Source organism: Rhodococcus shunpengi, from assembly GCF_048381395.1.
Classification (GTDB): domain Bacteria; phylum Actinomycetota; class Actinomycetes; order Mycobacteriales; family Mycobacteriaceae; genus Rhodococcus.
Genome location: NZ_JBLWIU010000008.1, coordinates 100,049 through 123,944 on the forward strand (window position 1 = coordinate 100,049; position 23,896 = coordinate 123,944).

Genomic DNA, 23,896 nt, shown 5'->3' on the forward strand with positions numbered 1-23,896 from the left:
GGATGATGGGATGACTTTGGGAAAACCTGTTCAGCGGACGAACCTGATCGAGCAGGTCACCGAGCAGTTGCGCAGTGAGATCTGCAGCGGACGCTGGAAGGTGGGCGAGAAGATCCCCACCGAACCGCAGCTGTGCGAGTTCACCGGCACCGGACGCAACACCGTCCGCGAGGCCGTGCAGGCACTCGTCCATACCGGCATGCTCGAACGCCGGCAGGGCTCGGGCACCTATGTCATCGCGACCTCCGACGTCACCGGCACCCTCGGCAAGTACTTCGCCACCGCCCACGAACGCGACGTCCTCGAACTGCGGCAGGCACTCGACGTCACCGCCGCCGTCCTGGCTGCGCGCCGACGCACCCCCGACGACGTGGCCCGGCTCGAGCAGTTGCTCGCCGAGCGCAACCGGTTGTTCGCCGGATCCGACACCGACGCCGCGGTGGCCGCCGATGTCGCATTGCACCGCGGCATCGTCGAGGCGAGCCACAACGCGGTGTACCTCGAGTTCTACGACTCGCTGCTCCCGTCGATCCGGCGGACCATCGACCGGCACGTCCGCGTCACCGGTCTCGGTTTCGAACCTGAACACACCACCCTGGTCACCGCCGTCATCGCCGGCGACGAGAACGCCACCGTGGAGGCGGCGCGGGCACTGTTCGCGGAACTCACCGACTGAGGCCGCCGCTCATCGAACCCCGGCCGAGCGCAGGGCGTCCGCGAGGGCGTACGCCTCAGGAGAACTCAGGAGAAGTTCGTCGAACTCGACGCCGGGGCCACCCAGCGCGACGCGCAGCACCGGATGACCTCGCTTCATGGCGACCAGGCGCTTGATGCCGCGCGGGTGCCGGAAGGTGCCCACTTTCAAGAGGCCGGAGATCACCATGCCCGATCTGATGCCGAGGATCTCGGACGTCCATCCCGGAAGGACCTCTACGCGGGTGATCGCCGAGATCGGCATCTCCATCGCGGCGCGGCGGACCAGGAAGGCTTCCCACCGAGAGAAGGACAGGTGGAGGGTTGCGTTGTCGTATGTCGTTTCGGCCATGACGTCGGACCTTCCGTCGACGGTAAACTGGCTACAGCACTGAGAACATTATCAGGGTGATAACAATGATGGGTAGGTACCGATGACGAAGACGTCCCCGATTGCGAAAGTCGTGCTGCATCCGGTTCGGCTGCGGATCGTGCAGCAACTCGGAGGACGGCAGCTGACTACGAGCGAACTCCGGTCGGCACTTCCCGACGTCACCCAGGCCACGCTCTACCGACACGTCGCAGCATTGATCGACGCCGAGATCGTCACCGTCGTCGACGAACGTCGCGTGCGCGGGACCGTCGAACGCACCCTCGCGCTCGGCGACCGCATGGCACACGTCGGCCACGACGACCTCGCCGCGATGAGCGACGCCGAACTGCGCAATGCCTTCGTCACCTTCCTGGGTGCGCTCGGCGAGAGCTTCGACAAGTTCATCGAGGACGACGATCGGAGCCTGCGGGACTATCTGGGCTTCGGTACCACCCCGCTCTACGTCACCACCGACGATCTCGCGGAGATCCAGAGCAGGTTCGCCGACATCCTTGCCCCGTATCGCACGGATACCGGTGACGACCGGATGCGCATCACCCTGACGACCGCGGTGATACCGGCTCCTCCCGGCGCTGCTTCCGAAGAGGAGAAGCGCTCGGAGGAGTAGACCTCAGCGGAACTCGTCGACGTGCGCGTCGGCCCACTGAGCGAAAGTCGTCGCAGGCCGGCCGAGCACGTCCGCGACCGCCGTCGTCGGCAGTTGCGGGTTGCCGACGAGTTCGGAGCGACCGTCGAGATACCAGCCGGCGTACTCCCCCATCGCGTCGGCGAGCACCGCTTCGGCCTCCTCGCGTGGCACTTCGACGAACGGCACGTCGCGGCCGAGGGCACGTCCGATCTCGTGGACGATCTGCGGGTGGGTCAGCGACTCCGGTCCGGTCAGGTCGTACGTCCGGCCCGCATGCGAGTCGTCGAGCAGTGCGCGGGCCGCGACCGCGGCGATGTCCTCGAGAGCGATCGGAGCGTTCGCCGCGGTGGGATAGGCGCCGAGGACCCGGCCGGTCGTGCGGATCTGCCCGGCGAAGATGGTCGCGTTCGCCATGAACTCCCCCGGTTCGAGATGCGTGCACGGCAGACCCGACGCTTCGACGTCGGCCTCGATGCCGTGCCACTCCGTCCCGGGCGCTCCGGTGAGGGTGACGAACCGTTGCGCACCCGCATCCCGGGCGAGTACCGCAACATCGCGCGCTACGGCCGGAACCGGAGCAAGATAGACGGTGTCGATGCCGTCGAAGACGCCGTCGAGGGATTGCGGTCTGCCCACATACCCTTTCACCACCTCCACGCCCGCGGGCAGTGCTGCCCGAGCGGGATCCACGGTCAGTGCGCGAACATCCGAGGCGCCTGCCCGCACCAGTTCGTCCACCACGAGTCTGCCGACGTTTCCGGTCGCCCCCGTTACGAGAATCGTCACCGCACCAGCGTAGGTCCGAGTCCGAATCGATGTCGGACGGTTACGTCTTCCCGTACCGTGTCTGCGGGAGGTAGACATGACAATTGCCGGTTCGCTCTTCCGTCTCGCAGGTCCCTTCAATTCCATGGTCATGGCAGCCGCCGGCCTACCCGTCATCGGTAACCGGATCCGTAACTATGTCGCACCGATCACGTACACGGGTCGAAAATCCGGCAGGACGATCACGTTACCGATCAGTTACCGACGTTCGGGCGACTCTGTGACGATCGGCGTCGCGATGCCCGACGAGAAGTCCTGGTGGCGCAACTTTCTCGGCGTCGGTGCTCCCATGAGCATCGAGCTCGACGAGGAGGAACGCACCGGCCACGCCGTTGCGACACGCGACGAACGCGGTCGCGTCGAGGTTGTGCTGCAACTCGATCCCGCCTGATCCGGTCATCCGAGACGAGTGGGGCACTCAGCGGCACAACGCGCCATATCATTCCGGTGAACAACGCGCGTAAGGGAATTCGGCGGCGGTAACCTGAGCGGTACACGACATCATCACGATGCCGCTGGACACCATCCGGAAAATTTCGCTGGGATCCTCTCGGAGGCCGACGTGCGTGGATTCGGTATCGATCTCGGAACAGCCAACACCGTCGTCGGAACGCCCGACGAGGGCATAGTCCTCAACGAACCGTCACTGATGATGGTTCGGACGAAGGAACCGCGCCGCGCGCTCGCGATCGGCAAGGAGGCGAGCGACCTCGTCGACCGCACACCCGGTGGGATCACCCCCGTCCACCCGATACGCGACGGGGTGATCGTCGATCTCGAAACGGCACGGACATTCGTCACGGCCGTGCTCGCCCAGCTCGCCCCGCGCCGCCGCTACGGCATCCGGCCCGTGGGCGTCATCGCAGCTCCCGCCGGGGCCACGCCGCTCGAGCGTCGTGCGCTGCTCGAGGTCGGACACGAGGCCGGCCTGCGGAAGGTCGGGTTGATTCCCGAGCCGGTCGCCGGTGCCATCGGTTGCGGGATCGACCCGCTCGAGCCCCGAACCCATCTCGTCGTCGACATCGGCGGTGGCACTTCGGAAGTCACCGCTCTCTGCTACGGCGGTGTCCTGTCGCACCGCAGCTGCCGCATCGCCGGGGACGACCTGACGAGCGCGATCCTCCGGTATCTCCGCGCGGAACACCAGATCATCGTCGGTGAACTCACTGCCGAGCGCGCCAAGGTGGGTGCGCCCGAGACCGCCGACGAACGGTCGCTCGTGGTCGAGGGTCGCGACGCCGCGACCGGCCGCGCGCGTCTGGTGACGCTCGAGACCGAGGAGATCATGGATGCGGTTCGGCCCACCACGACGAGCATCGTGCAGACGCTGTCGAGCTGCCTGGACGACCTGCCGCCGCGCGCGATCAGCGACGTGATGGCCGAAGGCATTCTGGCGATCGGCGGCGGATCGATGCTGCGTGGCGTGCCGCAACTGCTCGAGGAGGCCTTCGGCCTGCCGGTGAAGACCGCCGAGCGGCCGCTCACCTGCGTCGCCGAGGGCGCGACCTCGTGCATCGAGCACGCCGACGTGATCGCCGCCTACGCCGCCTGACCCCTCGGCCGCCCGACCCACTCAGGGATTCGACGTCCGGAGCTGTGCGAGGTAACGCTCGAGCAGACCCTTGACGACCGGTCCCGAGGTGGCCGATCCGAAACCGCCGCCGCGCACCAGCGCCGTCACCACGACCTCCGGCGACTCGGCGGGCACGACCGCGGAGAACCAGGCGTTGAGTCCCTTGCCCGGCGCCGACGGATCCTCTGCCGTGCCGGTCTTGGCGGCGGCCGTGACCGGCAGGCTCGCGAGCTGACCGGCGGTGCCGGCCGACGCCGACGCCCGCATGCCCGCGCGCACCGGTTCGAGCTTGTCGGCGAACGACAACGGCCGCGGTTTCTCGGTAGGAATCGGGACCGCGTCGCCGGGGCCGTAGGCGGCAGCGAGCTTCGGCGTCACCATCTGCCCCGACGCGATACCCGCCGTCCACCGCGCGACCTGGATGGGGGTTGCCGTGACGGTGCCCTGGCCGATACCCATGAGCAGGGTCGAACCCGGATACCAGGCACCTCCGATGCTCTCGACGTTGTCCGGGGTACCGAGGAAGCCTGCGGACTCGGCCGGCAGATCGATCCCCGAGGGGGCACCCGCGCCGAGCTCGGAAGCGATCTGCGCGATGCGGTAGGGACCGAGAAGGTCGGCCAGTTGGTAGAAGTAGACGTTGTCGGACCACTGGATCGCCCCGAGCAGGTTGTTCGGGCCCATCGGCTGCCAATTGGCGAAGGTGTGACCGCCGTAGGTGTAGGCCGCACCACCCGCCAGGAAGGCATCCGGGGACAGCACGTCGAACGCCGCGTTCGTCGACGCTGTGACGATCTTGAACGTCGACCCCGGTGGCGCTGCCGTCTGCACCGCGTGGTTGAGCATGCGGCCCGGACCCGATGCCGCGGTCTGCGCCGCGATCGCGGCGAGGTCGGCCGGGGGTCCGTAGACGTTGTTGTCGTAGCCGGGAACGCTGGCCAGCGCCAGCACCGCACCGGTGCGGGCGTCCATCACGACCGCCGCGCCCAGGTCGCCTCCGCTGGTGCGCACCGTCTGCGCGAGCGCGTCGGTCGCGGCCTGCTGCATGCCGAGATCGAGGTGCAATCGCAGGTCGTGGCCGCGGATCGGATCCACCCGCTCCCCCGTGCCCACCGGGAGCCCGGACGGGTCGACGTAGACGCACTGCCTGCCGTCGACGCCGCGCAGCAACGCGTCGTACTGCCGCTCGAGCCCGGCCTTGCCGACCCGTGATCCGAGCGCGAGTGTCGGCCACAGCTCCATGTCCTGCTCGTCCGCGATACCGACGTACCCGAGGAGCGACGCCAGCACCTCTCCGTGCGGGTACTGCCTGCGTCCCGTCGGGTAGACGAGCACCCAGGGCAGCCGAGCGTCCACGATCGCCCGGGCCTGTTCGGGTCCGACGCGTCCGAGCACGACCTGGATGTCCCCGCCGGTACTGCTCCGCAGTTCCTCGTCGAGCTTCTCCGGGGGCATGCCGAGCAGCGCGGCGAGCTCGTAGCGCGCCGACGGGGCACCTTCGGCGAACATCCGGGCGACCACGGCGACGGTGTACTCGGCGACGTTGGTCGCGACGGGAACGCCGGTCCGGTCGAGGATCTGGCCGCGCTCGGCGGGCAGACGGATGCAGCGGAGCATCTGGGTATCGCTCGTCGCGCGGAACTCGGTGCCGTGCTCGGTCTGCATCTGCCACGCGAACACCGACATCGCGGCGAGCGAGGCCGTCAGCGTCAGCGCACCCACCGACACTCCTCGCGGCAGACGCCGCTTCTTGGGCTCGGTCACCCACAGCGGCCGGGTCACCCCGTCGCGGCGCACTGCGAGCACCAACCCGATCGAGACGAACCCGATGATCGAGGCGGTGCCTCCGTAGCTGAAAATCGGGATCGGCATGCCGGTGTGCGGCAGCAGCGACAGGCTCTGGGCCACCGACACCACGGTGTGCAGGCCGAAGACACCACCGATGCCCGCTGCGACGAGTGCCGCCTCCCGGGTGCGTGCGACGCGGGCGGCGACCACGGAACGCCACACGATGACCACGACGGCCGCCACCACGGCGATGCCGGCGACCAGACCCCACCCGTACACGAGACTCGCGAAGGCGAGGTCGTGTTCCGATTCGGGGAGGTACTGGGCCCGCAGGTCGTAGTCCGGTTCGCGGCCGAGGCCCCACCACCCCGCACTGCCGATCGCGATGTCCGCCTGCCATGCGGCCCAACCCGATCCCTGCGGGTCGGCGTCGTTCGACAGGAAGACGTGGATCCGCTCGAGCTGATACGGACGCAGGAACAGCACGGCCATCGGCAACGAGGCGAGCCCGAGCGCGAACAGTGGGAACAGCGACCGCAGCGGGACTCTCGCCAGGATCAGCATGAGCAGCACGGTCGCCACGAGCACCACGGCGGTCGAAAGGTCGGGTTGCAGCGCCACCAGGGCGATCGGCACCGCCGACACGATCAGGACACCGACGAACCTGCCGAGCGTGTATCCGCCGGCCAGTATCGCGGCGGGAACCATGACCAAAGCGAGTTTGGCGATCTCGGAGGGCTGCAGGGTGAACACGCCGAGATCGAGCCAGCGTTGAGCGCCTTTGGTCGCGATACCCACCAGCGGCACCGCTGCGAGGAGGACCACCGAGGCGGTGAACAGCGCCCACCCGAAACGGCCCAGAGCGGCGATCCGCATGCGCGAGGTCGCCCACATCGCACCGAGCCCCACGGCCGCGAGAACGGCGTGACGCACTGCGAGCGACGACATGCCCGTCGAGATCATGTTGAGCATGCCGAGAGCGACCAGTGCGACGGCCGCCGTGACGAGCCAGGGATCGGATGGGTGCCTATCCGCCGTCACGAGTGCCCCCGGGCACGCAGGCGGCATTCTCGGCGGGAACGTACATCGGCTCGGACGCGGCCGATGCGGGAACAGTGGTGACCGCGGCGACGGCGAGTGCCGATCCGGGCGGCAGGTCGACGCTTCCGATGCCGTAGGCCTCCGGGCCTCCCGGTGGCACCGGCACAGTGATCTCCCCTCCCGGCTGTGTCACACCCGTACATCGGTCGTAGACGGTCAGATTCCATGTGACTGTACCGATATTCGCCGCGGGGTCGAGCCCGACGTCGACGCGGACGGTGCACGATTCTCCCGGCTCGCAGGGACCGTTCGCAAAGCTCGCGGCGACCCGCGTGATCGGTCCGGCGCTTCCGGGAAGACCGGTGCCGACGGGCCCCGGCACGGGCGATCCCGGTGCGACTTCGGGCACCGGTGGCGGTGGTGAGACCGGATCGATCCGGTCGTCCATCGACGACTCCACCGGGTCGAGAAGGGTTTGCCAGCCCCGGTTCAGTTCCGACCACGCGGCGGGAGCGACCCATGCCAGCCCGACGAGCGCGATGATCGAGAGCAGCGCGATGACGGTCCGGCGTCGCGGCAACCGTCGCTTCTTGCGATGCCACACCTTCCCGGCCGGCGGACGACGGCGATTCGGGACGAAGGTCCCCTCTGTCGTCGAGCGCGGCACGTCCGTCCGTTCCGCCGTACCGTCCACCGGACGAGCAGTTCCCTTCACGACCGAGACGAGCGCGGCGATTTGAGATCGTTTCCTTTCGACCTCGGTTTCATCGAATTCGGTTGCAGCAGCATAACGAACGCGTCTCGCCAGGCCGACGAGATCCGACGACTCGGTGATCGCCGCGTCCACTCTCTCCTCGAGCGCTTCGTTGCGGCAGTTCGTCACGATTCGGCGAAGAAGATCGGCTGTCGCGTCGCGCACCTCGTCCCAGGAGCGTGCATTCTTGATGCAGTCGATGGTGAGCTGTCCGCTCTCGGACACCATCACGGCGTCGCCTCGGAGGCGGATCGGATGGTGGCCCCGGGTGTGTGCGAGTTCGAGTTGATCGACCGTATCGGTGACGAGCAGCGCGGCCTGCGCAGGCGTCAAAGTCGCTACGGCAAGCAGTCTTCCGAGTTCTACGCCGCCGCCCCCTGCGTCGTCGTCCGTTCGCGTGGGCGGTCCGGATCGAACCTCGACGGGCTCGTAGTCTCTCGCATGGATTCCCAAGACTGCTTCGATCATCGCACATCCCGAAAACGCCAGGCCTCCCGCAAGTGTCAGCAGACCGGAGCGGGCGGGTGAATTGACCTTGAATTGCCTTTCCCACTTGACGACTCGTTACCGAAATCCATTGTGTGTCATTTGCGCAAGAGTTGCCTCGACTTTCGAACGAAACCTTGTGACACTCCTGCCCCGGAGACTGTTACCCCCGGGAACACCCACCGGTCACTCGTCGTCCGCATACACCGTGTCGGGACGTGCCGGGAAGTGACGTCGAGCGTCGAACGGTTCGAGCCAGACCTGCACCGTCGCGAACAGTCCGCGTTGCGGGAGCCGGAAGTCACCGAGGCGGTCCTGCTGGGTCAGTGGACCTTCCGGGCCGAGATCCACTCCATTTACGACGGCGTGTTCGGTGTGCGCGGCCCACAGTTGCCGCGGGTTGGCCCGGAACCACTGCCCGTTCGGCAGGTGCCCACCGAGCCGCATCCGGCCGGCGCCGAGCACCGGTCCGGCGACGCGACCCATCGCGGCCAGCACCGTCGGGCTGTGCCAGAGGGCGTCGGGCATCAGACTGCCCGCCGCGTTCATGAGGGTGGTCGCCGGCGACGTCGTCATCCGGAGATCCCACTCCAGTTCGCCACCGACCGTCACGTGCAGGTCGGCCGGTCCGGTCCACTCGGCGCGCACGTCGGTCTGCTCGGTACGGCTCAGCGCGCGACCGAGATAGCGCGGGCAGCTCAGCTCGGCGGGCACGTCGCTGTAGACAGTCCACGTGCCGACCGGGTTGCGGTGCCACACGGACGTGAAGCCGTCGCCGATGCTGTTGATCGGGAATCTGCGCAGCGCGAGATAGTGGCCGCTTGCAAACGGCGCGCCGATCACGGCGTAGCCGGCGAAACGCTCTCCGGAAACCCGGGGCAGTTCGCAGGACTGCTGGGCGGCTTCGTGCGGGGTGATGGTCATGTCGTCCTCCTCGATTGCGGGTACTTCGATCCTGTGCTCGCCGCGTCCGCACGTCATGAGGCCGCTGCCTCATCTTTCGGACCGGGCATCGTGCGAGGACACTGATTCCATGACGTCCACGGGTGACGGTCCGCGACGGGCGGAACTGGTCGCCGCGTTGTCCCTCGCTATCGATCTGGGTCTCGGTCAGCCGATGGAGCACATGCTGCGTTCCGCAGTGATCGCCACGCGCATCGCCGACCGGATGGGGCTGAGCGGCGACCAGCGGGACGTCGTCTTCTACGCCAACCTGGTGGCCTGGATCGGGTGCCACGCGGATTCCCACGAATTGGCACGGTTGTTCGGTGACGACATCGCGTTCCGCGCCGACACCTACGCGGTGGACATGACGGGACTCCCCTTCTTCCGCATGCTGATGGGCCACAGTGGGCGGGGACTGCCGTACGCCGAGCGCTTCCTCCACGCCACGGCCTTCCTGTTCACCGCGCGCCGGCAGGTGTCCGAACTCATCCGGTCCCACTGCGGGTCCGCGAGTGTTCTCTCCGATCGCGTCGGGCTGGACCCTCGGGTGAGTGCGATGTTGACCTTCACCTTCGAGCGCTGGGACGGCGCGGGGTTACCCGAGGGCGTTCGCGGTGACGAGATTCCTGTCGAGATGCAGATCGTGCAGCTGGCCGATGTCGCGGAGGTGTACGTGCGTCTCGGTGGGTCCGCGCAGGCGGTCGCTGTCGCTCGTGCGCGAAGCGGAACCCAGTTCGGTCCTCGTGTAGTGCAGGTGTTCGTCGACGACGTCGACGCCATCACGGCGGGTGTCCTCGAACAGGACGCATGGTCGGCGGCGCTCGCCCAGGCGTCCGATCGTGACTACATCCTGAGCAGACCCGAACTGGACGAGATGCTGCGCGCAATGGCGGATTTCGTCGACCTGAAATGTCCTTACCTGTTGGGGCATTCGAGACGCGTCGCGGATCTGGCAGCAGCTGCGGGCCGGCATCGCGGACTTCCGGTCGACGAGGTCGAACTCCTGTACCGCGCAGGTCTCGTGCACGGACTGGGACGGATGGGTGTACCCAATCAGATCTGGGAGAAGGTCGGTCCGCTCACCACCGCGGAATGGGAGCGGGTCCGCTTGTATCCGTATCTGACCGGACGGATCCTCAGCCGCGTCGGCGGGCTGGAGTCCGTCGTCGCTGTCGCTGTGACGCACCGCGAGCGACTCGACGGCTCCGGATATCCCGGCGGACTCCGGGCCGCCGACCTGGGCGTGACGGCGCGCATCCTCGCCGCGGCGGAGACCTACCAGCGGCTACGGGAACCTCGGCCGCACCGCCAAGCACTGACAGCGGAGGCCGCGGCGGCCCGGATGTGCCGCGACGCGCAGGCCGACCTGTTCGACACGGAAGCGGTCGAGGCCGTGCTGCTCGCGGCGGGGCACCCGACGAAGCGACGCGCGCCCTGGCCTGCGGGACTGACGGGTCGCGAGGTGGAGATCCTCAGACTCGTCGCTCTCGGCTATTCGAACCGGCAGATCGCCGACGAGCTGGGCATCGCCCATAAGACGACCGCAATCACGTCGAGCACGTGTACACCAAGCTCGACGTCCACAACCGCACGCAGGCAGGACTCGCCGCCATCGACCTCGGCCTCAGCTGATCTGTGTGGGTTGAGCCCCGCTATCAGGGGTCGAACCCACACAATCAGTGTCCGCATCAGGCGATGCGCCAGATGTACGCCGACGTGCTACAGGACCGGGTACTTCCTCGCCTCCGCACGCGACGGCGCGACGAGCCGGAAGATCTGGTGTTCTCGACCGATATACGCCGTCGAGAACACCGGATCGGAACGGCGTCCTCGTCCCCTTACCGCGGGTCGTCGGAGTGGCTGACGATATTGACGACCGTGCCGTCCGGTGCGCGCACGAAGAACCGCCGCACTCCCCACGGCTCCGTCGTCAGCGGATACACGATCTCGAACCCGCGACGCTGCGCCTCCTCGTAGGCGGCTTCCACCTCGTCGCCGACATGGACGGAGATCGCCGAGTCCACGGGAGCTGACTCGTCGCCGCTGACCAATTGGACGACAGCGCGACCATCGGGAGTGGTGAACCGCGCGACCCACCCGAGGTTCATCTCCTCGACGCTCAGCCCCAGATAGTCCGCGTAGAAGCTCCGCGCCTCCCCGATGTCCGGGACGTTGATGTTCGTGGTGATGCCGGTCGGACGCATGCGGTTCACTCCTTCGACGATCTTGGTGGGTCAGACCCCACTCAGCGGGGCTGACTCCACCCGAATCGGGGCGATGGGCCATCTCGAATTCGAGTACACCACTACTCGCGCCTCGCGGGTTCGATCGCGCCGAACTCGTGTGAACACCGGGTTTCCCGTCGTCGATATCGATGCCGGTGGAGACCGGCTAGATGCGAACCACCGAGGCGAGCCGGTACGACGCCGACAGTCGCCGCGGATTGTTGGTCATGGTCAGCGGAGGTGAGTACCGGGAGTTCATGGTCACCCGGAAGACCACCGAGTCGGCCACGCGCGGGTCGCTCCCGACCGTCCGGCGACGAGGGAAGCCCCACAGGGGATTCCACGACTCGTTGACCGGTCCGAGTGCCGCAGTGCAGTCCAGCAGGAGCGCGGGATAGGTCGACGCGACAGCCGGATCGATCTCGACACCGTGCCTCTCGGCGTTCGACAACATCCAGGCCAGGCTGATGTCGGCCAGCGAGGTCGTCGGGAAGCCACCTCCGACGTCGCAGTGCACTCCCGCGAACCAGACCTGTTCGATGGTCTGCCCCTCCGCCGCTGGACCTTCCCAGAGGGTCGGCGGGAACTGTCGACGCCGCTCGTCGAGTGACAGCGCGTGGTAGCCGGCCTTGACGTCCCGGTGGAGCCGGGTGTCCAGGAAGCCGTAGTCCTTCTGGTCGAGCCGGCCGAAGAGTGCGCCCGGGATTCCGAGTGTTCCGACCGTGTCCCACACGCCGATCATCTCGATGTGCCCGTCGACCATGCGGATTCCGTCGGCAGGACCGGTCCACTTCTTGTCGGTGGGTGTCCGGTTGCGGTAGGCGCGGAAGGCCTGCTCGACGAGGCGACCCGTGGGACGACGGGACGGCAGCCCGCAGTAGGCGATCATCCCGCCGAGACTCCGCGCGGTGTACGCGCCGCGGCTGAAGCCGATGAGGAAGAGACGGTCACCTTCCTCGAAGACGTCGGCGATGCGTCCGTAACCTTCCCGTACGTTCTCGATGAGGCCCCGCCCGAAGGCGCCGCCCCGCAAACGCGAGAGCAGGTTCCCTTCCGTACCCACTCCGGGGTCGTAGATCTTGACCTGGGTGGGGGTCGACGCGAGCGCTTCGTGGAAGCGGTGCACGTTCGTGTTCGTCCGCTTGCCCGAGTTCCAGGTTCCGTCAGCGCAATAGATGATGTTCTTCGGCATGTCGATTCGTCCTTGCCGCATCGGTTCGAAGCTGGTGCAACGATCGTCACGCGGCAGGGTGCGGCAGGCACGAGTAGTGCGCTACGCGAATGTCGTCGCCCCCATTCGGAACAGGGAGAGTGCACTTCCATCGCACGATGCATATGCGGGGGCCATCCGGATCTCAGAGCGAGTCGGGGCGAAGTTCCACCGCCACTTCCACCGAGTCCTCAGGGTTCGACACGTCCGCAGTGAGATGCGCCGGTCGGTACTCATCCGCGTAGATCATCAGCGCATACGGCCCTCGAAAAGGTGTGTCGACGGCGAATCGCCCGTCGGCGCCGGAAAGGATGGCGATGTCGGGCATCGGCCCCGGTCCCATCTCCACCATCACGCGGGCGAACGGGACCGGGGCACCAGCAGACCGGACAATTCCTCGGATCACGCGGTCCACGCTTTCAACCGGTCGAAAACGGGCTGGGTGATCCGTACACCCGAGTTCACGGGTACTCCCGGGGACACACCGTTGGTGTGAATACCGACGGCGTGCCGCTGGCCGTTCTCCAACCTGTACACCGCGCTACCGCTCTGACCGCCGAAGGTGTCGACCTCGTAGCGGAGCCGCTGCGCCGTCACGGATGACATGCGACGAGAGTGGTACCACTGCGTCCCCGTCGGCTTGTCACCCGGGTAGCCGGCGATGTTCGCCGTCGTCGCCAGGAGGGTGGCATCGCTGTAGTTCGCGAATCCGAGCCAGCCGGTCTGCGAGCCGAGGTTCGACGGCAGGATCAGTGCGCCGATATCCCAGTTCGAATCTCCGCTGTTCGTCCAACCCGATACCGACCGGATCCCTGCCGCACCAACAACGACCGAGCCGTAAGGCAGAGACGTGCCGTTCCGTCCCGGCATCACCGTCACCGACCGTACCCACCCGCGACTGGGGCCGGTGCCCTGAACGAAGACGCAATGGCCGGCCGTGATGACGGTACGCGGACCGATGAAGAATCCCGTGCCGGAAGCGAAAGATCCGTCCGCCATCTGGATCAGCAGTGACGCGTGGACCCGCCAGGGGTACACCGCAGTGTCGACGATCCGCACCCGGTCGTCCGTCCCGATCACGGACTCGGGAGACGGCTGGCCTTGTTCTGCCGGACCGAAGGTCGCTTCCGCGGCGTCCGGCAATTGCCGGCGCAGCAGCTCTTCCAGTGTGGTGCCCAGGGGTTGCGGGGTTCCCGCATAGTCGGTGAGCACCTCTACGCCAGACAAGGTCCGATCGATCACTCCCGAATCGGATCCGGTGGATGGGGGTGATTGCTCGAGTACCGTCTCGGCGGCGACGAGATCCAGTGGCGAGGTCTCTTCCGCAGCATCGGTCACGACGACGGCACCGTTGAATGTAAGGGTCATTGTTCTTCCTTCCGAATTCGACCGAGAGTTTCACTCGGACTCGTGTCGAGGATGGAAGCGGACAGCGCCGACCGCACGAGTGCCCTACTACGCGGATTCGGGTGGCCGAGGGGTTGCCGAATCGAGTAGACGTCGCGAGGTCGGATCCTGCTGTCGTACTCGGGCAATCGTCCGAGTACGGAATCACCGTGCTCCCGTGTGCGGGTGGCGTCGCCCCGTCATTTCGGGTAGCGCCCTACTCGTGTAGTCCCCAGGAATCACCGCGACGATTGGGGCGTGCCGACGGCGCCACCCACCATTTCAGCGCCGTGTTGAAAGGGGATCCAGGATGCCTGCAAAGAATCGCGGAAACGGGCGCACACCCCGCTCTGGAAAGGACGACCTCGCCGTCGCTCTACGGAAGTTCATCCGCACCAAGGGCGCTGGCTACCTCGACGATCCGAACGTCTCGTCCGTCGGCGTCGGTTACAAGCATGTGGACGGCAAACCCACCGGCGAGCTCGCCGTGCAGTTCACGGTGAACGAGAAGGTATCGGAGCCCGAGGCTCTCGAAGCGTTGGGTACCTCCCCGCTTCCCGAGAGCATCACCGTGAACGGTGTGGAGGTTCCGACCGATGTGATCGAGCGGTCGTACGCACCCGCATTCCATCGCGTACCGGAGGCAGCGACGCCGCCCCGGAAGACGCGACTGGATCCGATCGTCCCGGGTGTGAGCGTCGGGCACACGAGTGTCAGTGCCGGGACGATCGGATGCATCGTCTACGACGTCGACAACCACACCCCCTACATGCTCAGCAACTGGCACGTACTGCACAACGCGACGGGTCGGGTGGGTGACACGATCGTCCAGCCCGGTCCGCACGACGACAATCGCATCGACGACAACCGGGTAGGACGACTCGTGCGGTCGCATCTCGGGCCGGCCGGGGACTGTGCCGTGGCGACGATCGAGGATCGGCAGTTCGATCCGGAGATCTGCGGGCTCGGCGTCGTGCCGGACGCCATAGGAGAACCTGAGCTCGGCGACAAGGTGATCAAGAGTGGTCGCACCACCGGCATCACCCACGGCCTGGTGCGTCGTGTCGATGTGATCGCCAAGATCACGTATCGAGGGGTCGGCACGAAGTCCATCGGTGGGTTCGAGATCGGACCCGACCCGAAGCACCCCGCAGCCGACGGTGAGATCAGCAGCGGCGGCGACTCCGGAGCAGCATGGATGTTCCGGTCCGGACCCGGCGCGGCGACCACGGTCCTGGCCGGTCTGCATTTCGCCGGGGAGGCCAACGGCAACTCCGACGAGCACGCGTTGGCGTGCCTGCCGCAGTCCGTCTTCGAGAAACTGGGCGTGACCCTCACCCCGCCGGCCTCGGCGGAGGCGGTCGCGAACGTCGGCTACGACCCGAACTTCCTGTCGACGCCCGTCCCGCTTCCCGAAGTGACGGCCGAGGTGAAGCCCGACATCGCGAAGGCGAACGACGGGTCCGAGGTGCTGCACTACACGCACTTCTCGCTGGCGATGCGCAGGTCGCGTCGGTTCGCGGCCTGGGTGGCGTGGAACATCGATGGCGGATCCATGAAGAATCTCAGCCGCAAGAACATCGACTTCGTCAAGGATCCGCGTCTGGCTGCGGACGCCCAGGTCGGCAACGAGCTGTACCGGGCGAACCGACTCGATCGTGGCCACCTCGCACGACGCGCCGACCTGCTGTGGGGCAGCACAAGCGAGGCGAAGAAGGCGAACACCGACTCGTTCTTCTACACCAACATCACCCCGCAGATGGACGACTTCAACCAGAGCGCCCGCGACGGCGTCTGGGGCAAGCTCGAGGACGCCGTCTTCGCAGACGTGGACGTCGACGATCTGAAGGTATCGGCGTTCGGCGGCCCCGTGTTCGCGGACGACGACCGCGAGTTCCGGAGGGTGAAGATCCCACGCGAGTTCTGGAAGGTGCTCGTATTCGTGGAGAACGGCGAGCTCAAGGCCCGAGGCTTCCTGTTGAGCCAGAACCTCGACCAGCTCGAGGTGCTCGACCTCGACGAGTTCCGGGTCTTCCAGGTGCCGTTGATCGAGATCGAACAGCGCGCACTGCTGCGGTTCCCGCAGACGTTGCGTGATGCGGATCTGCAGGTCGCGGCGGAGGCGATCGCGGAACCATTGGATTCGGTGGCCGCCATCCACTGGTGACGGCTCAACCGATGCGAGGACGCGTGAGGCGTGTCCGCGGAGTCGTGACGATTCCGACCGATGCACCCACCACGACGGCGCGGGTCGTGGTGGAGGTCAGGGACGTGTCGTACGCGGACGGGACTGCGTCTGTGCTGGCGAGTGTCGCGATGGAAGACATTCCAGTGCGGCCCGGGGGGCGTATCTCCTTCGTACTCGATGTACCGGAAGTGTCTGCTGCTACGGCACTGTCGCTGCGTTGCCACGTCGACCTCGTCGGTGAGGGTGTGGTCGCGGTCGGCGATCTGCTGTCGACCCGGTCGATACCGGTGCCGGTGACCGGTGACGCCGGTCCGCTCACAGTGCCGGTCGACGTGGTCACGTGACGACTCTGCGATCACAACCTCTGCGGGAGAAGGCCATCGGATCCCGCACCGAACGAATCGATTCCCGACCGGGACGGTTCGCACCCCACGGAAGGAACACATCCCATGTCCATCGACGAAGCACCACTCACCCACGCCGAGGACTACGGCGACACCGGCGAATACCGGTCGGGGCCGGTCGCCGGCACAGCCGTCGTCCACACCACCGACGGTGATCGGGAAGTCCAGTACGCCGACGTGGACGGCCTGGCGGTGTTCGAAGGCGACATCGTGCTGGGTACGGTCGAGGAGGTCGCAGCCCAGGCCGGTCCCGAGGGGATCGGCATCACGGGCCCTCACCTGCGCTGGCCGAACGCGACCGTCCCGTTCGAGGTCGACCCCGCATTCCCCAACGCTCAGCGCATCACGGACGCCGTGGCACATTGGACCGCCAACACCCGAGTACGGTTCATCGCGCGTGCGGGACACGCGAACTTCGTTCGGTTCCGTCCGAGCACAGCGAGCCGGTCACCGGTAGGTATGCGCGGTGGTCGTCAGGACATCGAGATCGCTGCCAATGCTCCTGTCGGCACCGTCGTCCACGAGATGGCCCACGCGCTGGGACTGTGGCACGAGCAGAGCCGCGAGGACCGCAACAATCTCGTCGAGATCCGTTTCGCGAACATCGATCCCGCGAGTCAGCACAATTTCAACCAGCACATCACGGACGGCGACGACATCGGTGCCTACGACTTCGGATCCGTCATGCACTATTCGGCGACGGCCTTCAGCACCAACGGGCAACCCACCATCGTGCCGCGAGTTCCACTACCGCCCGGTGTGGTGATGGGGCAACGGAACGGCCTGTCGCGCGGCGACATCACCGCAGTGCACACGCTGTACCCGGATTGGTCGGGCATCGGTGACCGATGGCGCAACATCGGAGGCGTCTTCCCACCGGGAGCACCGCTGTCCGTCACGTCACGTGGCGCCGGCAACCTCGACGCGTTCATCACAGGCAACGACGGACGCGTCTACACCTCGTGGTGGTACCAGGGCAACGACTGGTCGGGTACCGGCAATCGATGGCGGAACATCGGTGGTGTCTTCCCCAAGGGCGCGCCGGTCACCGCGATCGCCAAGTCGTCGAACAGCATCGACCTGTTCATCACCGGCAACGACGGCCGTGTCCACACCTCCTGGTGGTACTACGGCAGCGACTGGTCCGGACTCGGCGACCGCTGGCGCTCCATCGGCGGATTCTTCCCTCCTGGTGCGCCCATCTCGGTCACTTCACGGAGCCCCGGCAATCTCGATCTGTTCGTCACCGGGAACGACGGACGTGTGTACACCTCCTGGTGGTACCAAGGTGGCGACTGATCCGGCATCAACAACAACTGGCGCAATATCGGCGGTGTCTTCCCGAAGGGCGCACCGGTCAGCGCGATCGCGAAGTCGTCGAACAGCATCGACCTGTTCATCACCGGCAACGACGGACGTGTGTACACGTCGTGGTGGTACCAGGGCGGCGACTGGTCCGGCATCGGCGACCGCTGGCGTTCGATCGGTGGTTTCTTCCCTCCGGGCGCCCCTGTCGCGGTCACGTCGCGCAGCGCCGGCAACCTCGACGCCTTCATCACGGGCAACGACGGCCGCGTCTACACCTCCTGGTGGTACCAAGGCGGCGACTGGTCCGGCATCAACAACACGTGGAGGAACATCGGCGGTATCTTCCCGAAGCGTGCGCCGGTAAGTGCAGTTGCCAAGTCCCGCGACAGCATCGACCTGTTCATCTGCGGAAACGATGGTCGTGTCTACACGTCGTGGTGGTACCAGGGTGGCGACTGGTCGGGCATCGGCGACCGCTGGCGCAACATCGGCGGAGTTTTCCCGGCCGGTCGTAAGGTAACCGCGATCGCGCGTGGTCCTAAAAATCTCGACGCATTGATCTGTGGCAACGACGGTCGCGTGTACACGTCGTGGTGGAAGGGGTCGTAATCCAGAAGGCCCGGGGACCTGTCTCCGGGCCGCCTGCGCCCGTGCAACTCTCGCGCGCTGAACCGAGACTCGCCCCGCGTGTAGTGCGGGCAAGCCCCGGTTCAGCGCGCGAGGAAGCCCACTGGACTCCCCTATCATCTACATATCGAATTCGGGTTCGAGTTCGATCATTGCGGGCCGCTCGTCGTCCCTGTCTCCATTCGGATCCGCCCCACAAACAGTGACCAAACGTCACGATGCTGCTCGCCCATGCTTGAGCCGAGCAATAGATCGCTCTCACGTCGCAGGACATCTTCGATGAACGATTCGGATTGACAGAAGAACCGCATCGACCGAGCGCTCTCACCGCACGACCTCCGGTTCAGAATTCGTAGCGCGAAAGCCTCACGGCTCGAGCGGCGGATATTGTGCCGGGATGAGCTACGCGGCACTTGATCCTCTCGACGTCGCCGGCCGCGTCGTGCAACTCCTCGAAGCCGGTCGCCGCAATTCCACGTACAAACTCGCGACCGTCATGGCGCTCGTCGATATCTGTGTCGAGAACACCGCTGCTCCCGACGGGAGTCTCACCGTTCCGATCGACGAGATCGCGCAGCGGATCATCGGCTATTACTGGAATCAGGTTCGCTCGTTCCACCGCCACGGACGGCTCGTTCAGGTCCGGCGCGGACGTTCGATCCCGGATCGCATCGCAGAGGTCAGAGACATCCTGATATCCGATGGGCTTCGCACCGCAGAGGCAGCTCGGGAGTCCGCCCATCCGGTCTATCGACGACTCGTTCGCTCCGTGCGGCTGACGATCGCGCAACAACCGCTCACGCACCTTCAGACCGTTCCCCACAGCGCTGCCCGCGACGAGTTCCTGTACGACGCGGCGGGCTTTCACAAGAAGATGACCGTGAGTGACGTCGACCGGATCGCCGTCATCGTGCTGCGCCCAGGTGTGCCCGAGGGGCTCCGCCGCACATCCGTGCTGCTCAGAACCTTCGTCCGCTCCGTATGGGCGCACGATGTCATCGATCTCAACCGCGCCGAACTCGATGCCGAGGACGTCGACGGCTTTCTCTTCGGCACCGACCGCACCGCGCTGCGTGCTCTCGTCGACCCGCTCCGTGACCTGCAGTCGGGTCGCTGCTTCTACTGCGACGGTCGTCTGCAATCCGAAGTCCACATCGATCACGTGGTGCCGTGGTCGATGATCCCCATCGACGGTGTTGCCAACCTGGTGGCAACCGACGCGCGATGCAACCTCGACAAGTCGGCCAGCATCCCGGTGCAGGACCATGTGACGCGAGCCCTGGAACGACAATTCTTGGCCGACGTTTCCAGCCTCACCCGGATCCCGGTTCTGCACAAGCGGACGGCGTCGGCCGCTCACGGCGTCTATGCGGCCTTGCCTGCCGGCTCGTTGCTGTGGAGATCGTCCGGTACGTACCAGCCGCACTCGCCCTGAACGAGTTGGGGCAACCCTCACCGATATAGTTCTGTCTGCGGCCCGACGGACTTCCGCTGCGATGAGCAGCTACGGACATGCCCCCACCCGCACGAGTGGATTCGTGCTGCCTTGGGGACCTGACTGTGACGCTGCTTCGTACTACCGCCCGCCGGATCGTCGACCTCGATCGTCCCGAATCGCTCGCGGAGCAGTTGTTGGAACAGATGCTGTTTCGCACGGGACGACGCGCCGGAGAATCCGAGCAGAAGTCCTGGGCACGGAGCCTGCCCGTTCTCGCTCGCGACCTCGTCGACGCCGGGTTGGACGACGTCGAGATGCTGCTCGAATATCACCTTCCTCTGACGTCCCAGCGTGCCGACGTCGTCCTGGCGGGGACGCATCCGCAGACCGGTGCAGCTTCGTATGTGGTCGTCGAGTTGAAGCAATGGTCGGCAGCGCGGCGGTACGAGGACAACCCCGAACTTGTCGAGGTAGCCGGGATGCCCGGAGGACCGAAGCTGCACCCGGCCGCACAGGTGAAGGGGTACTGCGACTATCTCGTGGACTTCGCCCGCACGGTGTCCGATCAACCCGACGCTCTTGCCGGTATCGCCTACCTCCACAACGCCACCGATCAGAGCGCCGTCGCCGATTTGCGTTCCTATCCGATGAGCGTCACGGGACGCATGTTCACCGCTGCCGAGCGCGGAGACATGATTGCGTTCCTTCGGAGCCGTCTCGCCCCTGCGCCCGGCTATTCCGCCGGCGACGCTCTGATGAAGTCGGCGATCGCCCCCTCCCGGCAACTCCTCGAGGTTGCCGCCGCAGAAGTACGCGACCGCCCCCAGTTTCATTTGCTCGGAAACCAGCAGCTCGCCGTCGACCTCGTACTCCACGAGGTCGAGCAGTCACGCGCCGCCGATCGCAAGCGCGTCATCATCGTCACCGGCGGTCCCGGCAGCGGCAAGAGCGTGGTGGCGTTGTCACTGCTCGGCGAGCTCGCTCGGCGTGGACGAACCGTCCTACACGCGACCGGGTCTCGATCGTTCACGCAAACCCTCCGGAAGGTTGCGGGGCACCGTGCGCCGCGCGTGCAGAAGATGTTCAAGTACTTCAACCAATTCATGACGGCAGATCGCAATGGGTTGGACGTCCTCATCCTCGACGAGGCCCACCGCATTCGCGAAACTTCCGTAGACCGCTACACCCGAGCCGAGCTCCGCACAGACCGACCGCAGGTCGACGAACTCATTGCGGCCGCGCGCGTCCCTGTCTTCCTTCTCGACGAGCACCAAGTGGTACGCCCCGGAGAGATGGGGTCTTTCGCACAGATCGAACGTTATGCAGCCGCGCTCGGGCTCGAGACGCAGCACATCCACCTGGGAGAACAGTTCCGCTGCGGGGGTAGCGAAGAGTATCTGCTGTGGGTGAAACGGCTGCTCGATCTGGAGGACGGAGGGCCGTTCGAGTGGAAGGGCGATCCGCAGTTCACCGTTCGTGTTGCGGACAGCCCTGAAGAGATGGAACATTTCCTCTCCCAGCAGCGGGAGCGCGGATACTCGGCGCGGATGACGGCGGGCTACTGCTGGCCGTGGAGTAATGCGGACAAGGCCGGAAATCTGGTTCCCGACGTTCGGATCGGCAGCTGGGCGCGTCCGTGGAACAGCAAGAGCGACCGCCGGGTCGGCGACGCTCCCCCAGCAGCGTTGTGGGCTACCGAGGGCGGCGGCTTCGGCCAGGTCGGTTGCGTCTACACCGCCCAAGGTTTCGAATACGACTGGAATGGAGTCATCCTCGGACCTGATCTGGTCTGGCGTAACGGACGATTCACCACGGTCCGAGAGGCCAACCGCGATCCCGACTTCAAGAACCGCACGCGAATTTCCGACGTGCGCTTCGACCGGTTGGTCCGCAACGTCTACAAGGTGCTGCTCACCCGCGGAATGATCGGCACCGTCATCTACTCGACCGACGCCGAAACGCGCGATGCGCTCCGTGCACTGATCGCCGACTGACACCTCACGACGAGTATCGAACACCGAGCACGGCCCGACGGGCTTCCGCAGCAGGACATGCCCCCACCCGATGCGAACCTGAGAAGGCGCATGGGCAATGACCAGCTGGATCGTCAAGATCAACGAGAAGACGCCACAACACTGGGATTACGCGCGGGACGATGGCTTCTGGGATGTGCGTAGCCCGTCGTACTTCAAGAAGATTGTGCCCGGTGACGACATCTACTTCTGCATAACGAGTCAGGGCAACGGGTTCGTCGCGTACGCACGAGCAACTTCCGGCCTCTACGAAATCACTCCCAGCGCGCCGCCCGCACATTGGAGCGACGGTCGAACCGGCGGTTACACCCACCGATTCGAGTTCGACACAATCAGTGAGGACGTAGTTTCATCTCCCACCTGGGCTCAGTTGCAGAAGTTGCTCGGGAGGAATCTCGCGGCGCAGGCCGGAGCCAACCAAGTGTCCGACCCGTCTGCCGAGAGTCGCTTGCGCTCTCTGTTCGGCCCGGAAGCCGATCTTGCTTTCACCCACTTCCCCGTCGTCGATGTAGAGCTGCCCGCCAGCCTTCCCACCTACGAGAAGGGCGACGATGTCCGTAAGCGCGCTCAACGAGCCATTGCTGTGCGATACGGTCAGCCCAAGTTCCGTCGCGCACTGCTGGCAGCGTATGAACGTGGTTGCGCAGTCACCGGATGCGACGTCGAGGCGGTCCTGGAAGCAGCCCATATCGACCGCTACTTCGGAGAGCACAGCAACCATGTGGCCAAGGGTCTGCTCCTCCGCGCCGACCTCCACACCTTGTTCGACCTGCAACTGTGGACGGTGCGCAGCGACCTCACCATCGAAGTGGCTCCCCAACTCGCGGGCAGCGAGTACGCCGCACTGGCCGGCAAGCGGCTTCGCGTACCGAAAAGCTCCGCTCATCGCCCGGACGCTGCGGCGCTCGGCCGGCATAGAGAAGCGTGCAGCTGGATCTGATCGGCTCCCTAACTCCGGCAGAAAGACCCGATGACGACCGCCGCAGAGATGTCGCGGCCCGCGTGGTCATGTAAACCGTTGCGCTGAAGCGACTTCGAAGTTTTTCCTTGCGCACACAACCAGAGGAGTGCCAAGATCTCAAGATCGTCACCGATCCGCGTGGCGTCACAAGTGAAGAAGGCCCGCCAGGAGCGGCAACTCCCGACGGGCCGGATGTCCGACTTATAGGGAGTCGAACGTGGGCCAGAATACCCTGGCTGGCGGCGTGCGTCGTGGACCGCGCCTGGCCAGCAACTTCACCATCCTCAGCAACGCCGTCATCAACGACGAGCGCCTCTCCTTCCGCGCACGCGGTGTGCTCATCTGGTTGCTGTCCAAACCGGACGACTGGCGTACCCGGTCCGACTCGATCGCCGGCCAGTCGCCGAAGGAAGGTCGCGACGCCATCCGCTCCGCTCTCCGAGAGCTTGCCGAACTCGGATATCTGATCCGCGAGAAGATTCAGAACGAGCGTGGCCAGTGGATCACCATTCAGACGATCTACGAGGAGCCGCACGTCCAGCCGGGGCCTGAAAATCCGACCCGCGGCAACGCGGACATCGGAGAGCCAGGCGGTCTTTTAAGTACTGATTCACCAAGGACGGAAACCAACCGCACGTCCCAGGTCTCGAACGCATCGCACAATCCCGAGGTCGCCCGGTTGGCGGCGGCATGTAGAGAATCCGGACTGACAGCAACATTCGCGTACCTCAGGCCGGATGCCGTAGCCGCGATCGAAGCGTTGATCGCGACGCACGGCGTTCCGACGCTGGTAGCGACCGCGAAGGCTGCGCATCGCCCCAGCGATCCGATGCGATACGCGCACGCGTGGCTACCGATGTGGCAGGGACTGTCCGTTCCACGGATCCGACCGGCGAAGTGCGGAGCGTGCGACGAGTACGGGTGGCTACCGGACGACGCGCACGGCAGGGCGGTGAGGTGTCCCTGCCGAACTGCTCAGGCAGCGTGAA

At 66.0% G+C, this 23,896-nt stretch carries 21 protein-coding genes and 1 pseudogene; 13 read left to right on the forward strand and 9 right to left on the reverse strand.

The features are described 5' to 3' along the window. Positions 1-10: 10 nt before the first annotated feature. On the forward strand, positions 11-676 hold the full coding sequence (locus tag ACNJ7K_RS01405) for a FadR/GntR family transcriptional regulator (protein ID WP_120282032.1): 666 nt from the start codon (positions 11-13) through the stop codon (positions 674-676). Between the two features lie 9 nt (positions 677-685). Here ACNJ7K_RS01405 and ACNJ7K_RS01410 read toward each other — a convergent pair whose 3' ends face one another. After that, positions 686-1,045, reverse strand: coding sequence for a hypothetical protein (locus ACNJ7K_RS01410; protein ID WP_487041056.1), 360 nt, complete (start codon positions 1,043-1,045; stop codon positions 686-688). An 82-nt stretch (positions 1,046-1,127) separates the two neighbouring features. Here ACNJ7K_RS01410 and ACNJ7K_RS01415 point away from each other — a divergent pair, with 82 nt between their 5' ends. Continuing rightward, complete coding sequence (locus ACNJ7K_RS01415) at positions 1,128-1,694, forward strand: helix-turn-helix domain-containing protein (RefSeq protein ID WP_487041057.1); 567 nt, start codon at positions 1,128-1,130, stop codon at positions 1,692-1,694. Positions 1,695-1,697: 3 nt separating this feature from the next. Here the strand turns inward: ACNJ7K_RS01415 and ACNJ7K_RS01420 are convergent, their stop codons facing one another. Further along, entirely contained in the window at positions 1,698-2,501 is an 804-nt protein-coding gene (locus tag ACNJ7K_RS01420) for an NmrA family NAD(P)-binding protein (protein ID WP_487041058.1), read from the reverse strand. 76 nt (positions 2,502-2,577) lie between these two features. Between ACNJ7K_RS01420 and ACNJ7K_RS01425 the strand changes: the two genes are divergently transcribed. Beyond that, a complete protein-coding gene (locus ACNJ7K_RS01425; RefSeq protein WP_159418783.1) occupies positions 2,578-2,931 on the forward strand; it encodes a hypothetical protein in 354 nt (117 codons plus the stop codon). A 171-nt stretch (positions 2,932-3,102) separates the two neighbouring features. Continuing rightward, positions 3,103-4,092, forward strand: coding sequence for a rod shape-determining protein (gene mreB / locus ACNJ7K_RS01430; protein ID WP_060654410.1), 990 nt, complete (start codon positions 3,103-3,105; stop codon positions 4,090-4,092). A gap of 21 nt (positions 4,093-4,113) precedes the next feature. Here mreB and ACNJ7K_RS01435 read toward each other — a convergent pair whose 3' ends face one another. The 3 genes from ACNJ7K_RS01435 to ACNJ7K_RS01445 form a co-directional block, all read right to left on the reverse strand. Then, complete coding sequence (locus ACNJ7K_RS01435) at positions 4,114-6,942, reverse strand: FtsW/RodA/SpoVE family cell cycle protein (RefSeq protein WP_487041059.1); 2,829 nt, start codon at positions 6,940-6,942, stop codon at positions 4,114-4,116. Continuing rightward, positions 6,929-8,029, reverse strand: a complete 1,101-nt coding sequence (locus tag ACNJ7K_RS01440; protein WP_487041060.1) for a hypothetical protein — start codon at positions 8,027-8,029, stop codon at positions 6,929-6,931. Before ACNJ7K_RS01440 ends, ACNJ7K_RS01435 begins: the two co-directional genes overlap by 14 nt. Positions 8,030-8,368: 339 nt before the next feature. Then, the gene (locus ACNJ7K_RS01445; RefSeq protein WP_487041061.1) at positions 8,369-9,106 is read right to left on the reverse strand and encodes a hypothetical protein; all 738 of its coding nucleotides are present in this window, start codon (positions 9,104-9,106) and stop codon (positions 8,369-8,371) included. 109 nt (positions 9,107-9,215) lie between these two features. Between ACNJ7K_RS01445 and ACNJ7K_RS01450 the strand changes: the two are divergent. Beyond that, positions 9,216-10,759, forward strand: a pseudogene (locus ACNJ7K_RS01450) (HD domain-containing phosphohydrolase). Between the two features lie 206 nt (positions 10,760-10,965). On the opposite strand, the gene ACNJ7K_RS01455 reads toward ACNJ7K_RS01450, so the two are convergent. The 4 genes from ACNJ7K_RS01455 to ACNJ7K_RS01470 all read right to left on the reverse strand — a co-directional run bounded on the left by ACNJ7K_RS01455 (position 10,966) and on the right by ACNJ7K_RS01470 (position 13,930). After that, the gene (locus tag ACNJ7K_RS01455) at positions 10,966-11,331 is read right to left on the reverse strand and encodes a VOC family protein (protein ID WP_159418789.1); all 366 of its coding nucleotides are present in this window, start codon (positions 11,329-11,331) and stop codon (positions 10,966-10,968) included. A gap of 187 nt (positions 11,332-11,518) precedes the next feature. Next, positions 11,519-12,544 (reverse strand): DUF2235 domain-containing protein, encoded by a 1,026-nt coding sequence (locus ACNJ7K_RS01460; RefSeq protein ID WP_487041062.1) that lies wholly within the window; start codon positions 12,542-12,544, stop codon positions 11,519-11,521. A 163-nt stretch (positions 12,545-12,707) separates the two neighbouring features. Then, entirely contained in the window at positions 12,708-12,977 is a 270-nt protein-coding gene (locus ACNJ7K_RS01465; protein WP_487041063.1) for a carboxypeptidase-like regulatory domain-containing protein, read from the reverse strand. Further along, the gene (locus ACNJ7K_RS01470) at positions 12,965-13,930 is read right to left on the reverse strand and encodes a trypsin-like serine peptidase (RefSeq protein ID WP_106200267.1); all 966 of its coding nucleotides are present in this window, start codon (positions 13,928-13,930) and stop codon (positions 12,965-12,967) included. The genes ACNJ7K_RS01465 and ACNJ7K_RS01470 overlap by 13 nt, the downstream gene beginning before the upstream one ends. A gap of 328 nt (positions 13,931-14,258) precedes the next feature. Between ACNJ7K_RS01470 and ACNJ7K_RS01475 the strand changes: the two genes are divergently transcribed. The 8 genes from ACNJ7K_RS01475 (at position 14,259) to ACNJ7K_RS01510 (ending at position 23,895) form a co-directional block, all read left to right on the forward strand. Beyond that, positions 14,259-16,115 carry a DNA/RNA non-specific endonuclease gene (locus tag ACNJ7K_RS01475; protein WP_487041064.1) on the forward strand — a complete coding sequence of 619 codons (1,857 nt, stop codon included), beginning with the start codon at positions 14,259-14,261 and terminating at the stop codon, positions 16,113-16,115. Positions 16,116-16,324: 209 nt separating this feature from the next. Further along, positions 16,325-16,480, forward strand: coding sequence for a hypothetical protein (locus tag ACNJ7K_RS01480; RefSeq protein ID WP_230840498.1), 156 nt, complete (start codon positions 16,325-16,327; stop codon positions 16,478-16,480). Between the two features lie 105 nt (positions 16,481-16,585). Then, entirely contained in the window at positions 16,586-17,839 is a 1,254-nt protein-coding gene (locus ACNJ7K_RS01485; protein ID WP_487041065.1) for a M12 family metallopeptidase, read from the forward strand. 120 nt (positions 17,840-17,959) lie between these two features. Further along, complete coding sequence (locus tag ACNJ7K_RS01490; RefSeq protein WP_487041066.1) at positions 17,960-18,457, forward strand: PLL family lectin; 498 nt, start codon at positions 17,960-17,962, stop codon at positions 18,455-18,457. 415 nt (positions 18,458-18,872) lie between these two features. Beyond that, positions 18,873-19,910 (forward strand): HNH endonuclease domain-containing protein, encoded by a 1,038-nt coding sequence (locus tag ACNJ7K_RS01495; RefSeq protein WP_120282017.1) that lies wholly within the window; start codon positions 18,873-18,875, stop codon positions 19,908-19,910. A gap of 125 nt (positions 19,911-20,035) precedes the next feature. Continuing rightward, positions 20,036-21,907, forward strand: a complete 1,872-nt coding sequence (locus ACNJ7K_RS01500) for a DNA/RNA helicase domain-containing protein (RefSeq protein ID WP_487041067.1) — start codon at positions 20,036-20,038, stop codon at positions 21,905-21,907. A 97-nt stretch (positions 21,908-22,004) separates the two neighbouring features. Further along, on the forward strand, positions 22,005-22,886 hold the full coding sequence (locus ACNJ7K_RS01505) for an HNH endonuclease (protein ID WP_487041068.1): 882 nt from the start codon (positions 22,005-22,007) through the stop codon (positions 22,884-22,886). A gap of 238 nt (positions 22,887-23,124) precedes the next feature. Continuing rightward, on the forward strand, positions 23,125-23,895 hold the full coding sequence (locus ACNJ7K_RS01510; protein ID WP_487041069.1) for a replication protein: 771 nt from the start codon (positions 23,125-23,127) through the stop codon (positions 23,893-23,895). Position 23,896: the final 1 nt, after the last annotated feature.

Excerpts from the sequence above, each read along its gene's own strand:
- ACNJ7K_RS01405 (WP_120282032.1), top strand. The coding sequence starts at position 11 with ATGACTTTGGGAAAACCTGTTCAGCGGACGAACCTGATCGAGCAGGTC.
- ACNJ7K_RS01410 (WP_487041056.1), bottom strand. The coding sequence starts at position 1,045 with ATGGCCGAAACGACATACGACAACGCAACCCTCCACCTGTCCTTCTCT.
- ACNJ7K_RS01415 (WP_487041057.1), top strand. The coding sequence starts at position 1,128 with ATGACGAAGACGTCCCCGATTGCGAAAGTCGTGCTGCATCCGGTTCGG.
- ACNJ7K_RS01425 (WP_159418783.1), top strand. The coding sequence starts at position 2,578 with ATGACAATTGCCGGTTCGCTCTTCCGTCTCGCAGGTCCCTTCAATTCC.
- ACNJ7K_RS01445 (WP_487041061.1), bottom strand. The coding sequence starts at position 9,106 with ATGACCATCACCCCGCACGAAGCCGCCCAGCAGTCCTGCGAACTGCCC.
- ACNJ7K_RS01455 (WP_159418789.1), bottom strand. The coding sequence starts at position 11,331 with ATGCGTCCGACCGGCATCACCACGAACATCAACGTCCCGGACATCGGG.
- ACNJ7K_RS01460 (WP_487041062.1), bottom strand. The coding sequence starts at position 12,544 with ATGCCGAAGAACATCATCTATTGCGCTGACGGAACCTGGAACTCGGGC.
- ACNJ7K_RS01470 (WP_106200267.1), bottom strand. The coding sequence starts at position 13,930 with ATGACCCTTACATTCAACGGTGCCGTCGTCGTGACCGATGCTGCGGAA.
- ACNJ7K_RS01475 (WP_487041064.1), top strand. The coding sequence starts at position 14,259 with ATGCCTGCAAAGAATCGCGGAAACGGGCGCACACCCCGCTCTGGAAAG.
- ACNJ7K_RS01485 (WP_487041065.1), top strand. The coding sequence starts at position 16,586 with ATGTCCATCGACGAAGCACCACTCACCCACGCCGAGGACTACGGCGAC.
- ACNJ7K_RS01495 (WP_120282017.1), top strand. The coding sequence starts at position 18,873 with ATGAGCTACGCGGCACTTGATCCTCTCGACGTCGCCGGCCGCGTCGTG.
- ACNJ7K_RS01505 (WP_487041068.1), top strand. The coding sequence starts at position 22,005 with ATGACCAGCTGGATCGTCAAGATCAACGAGAAGACGCCACAACACTGG.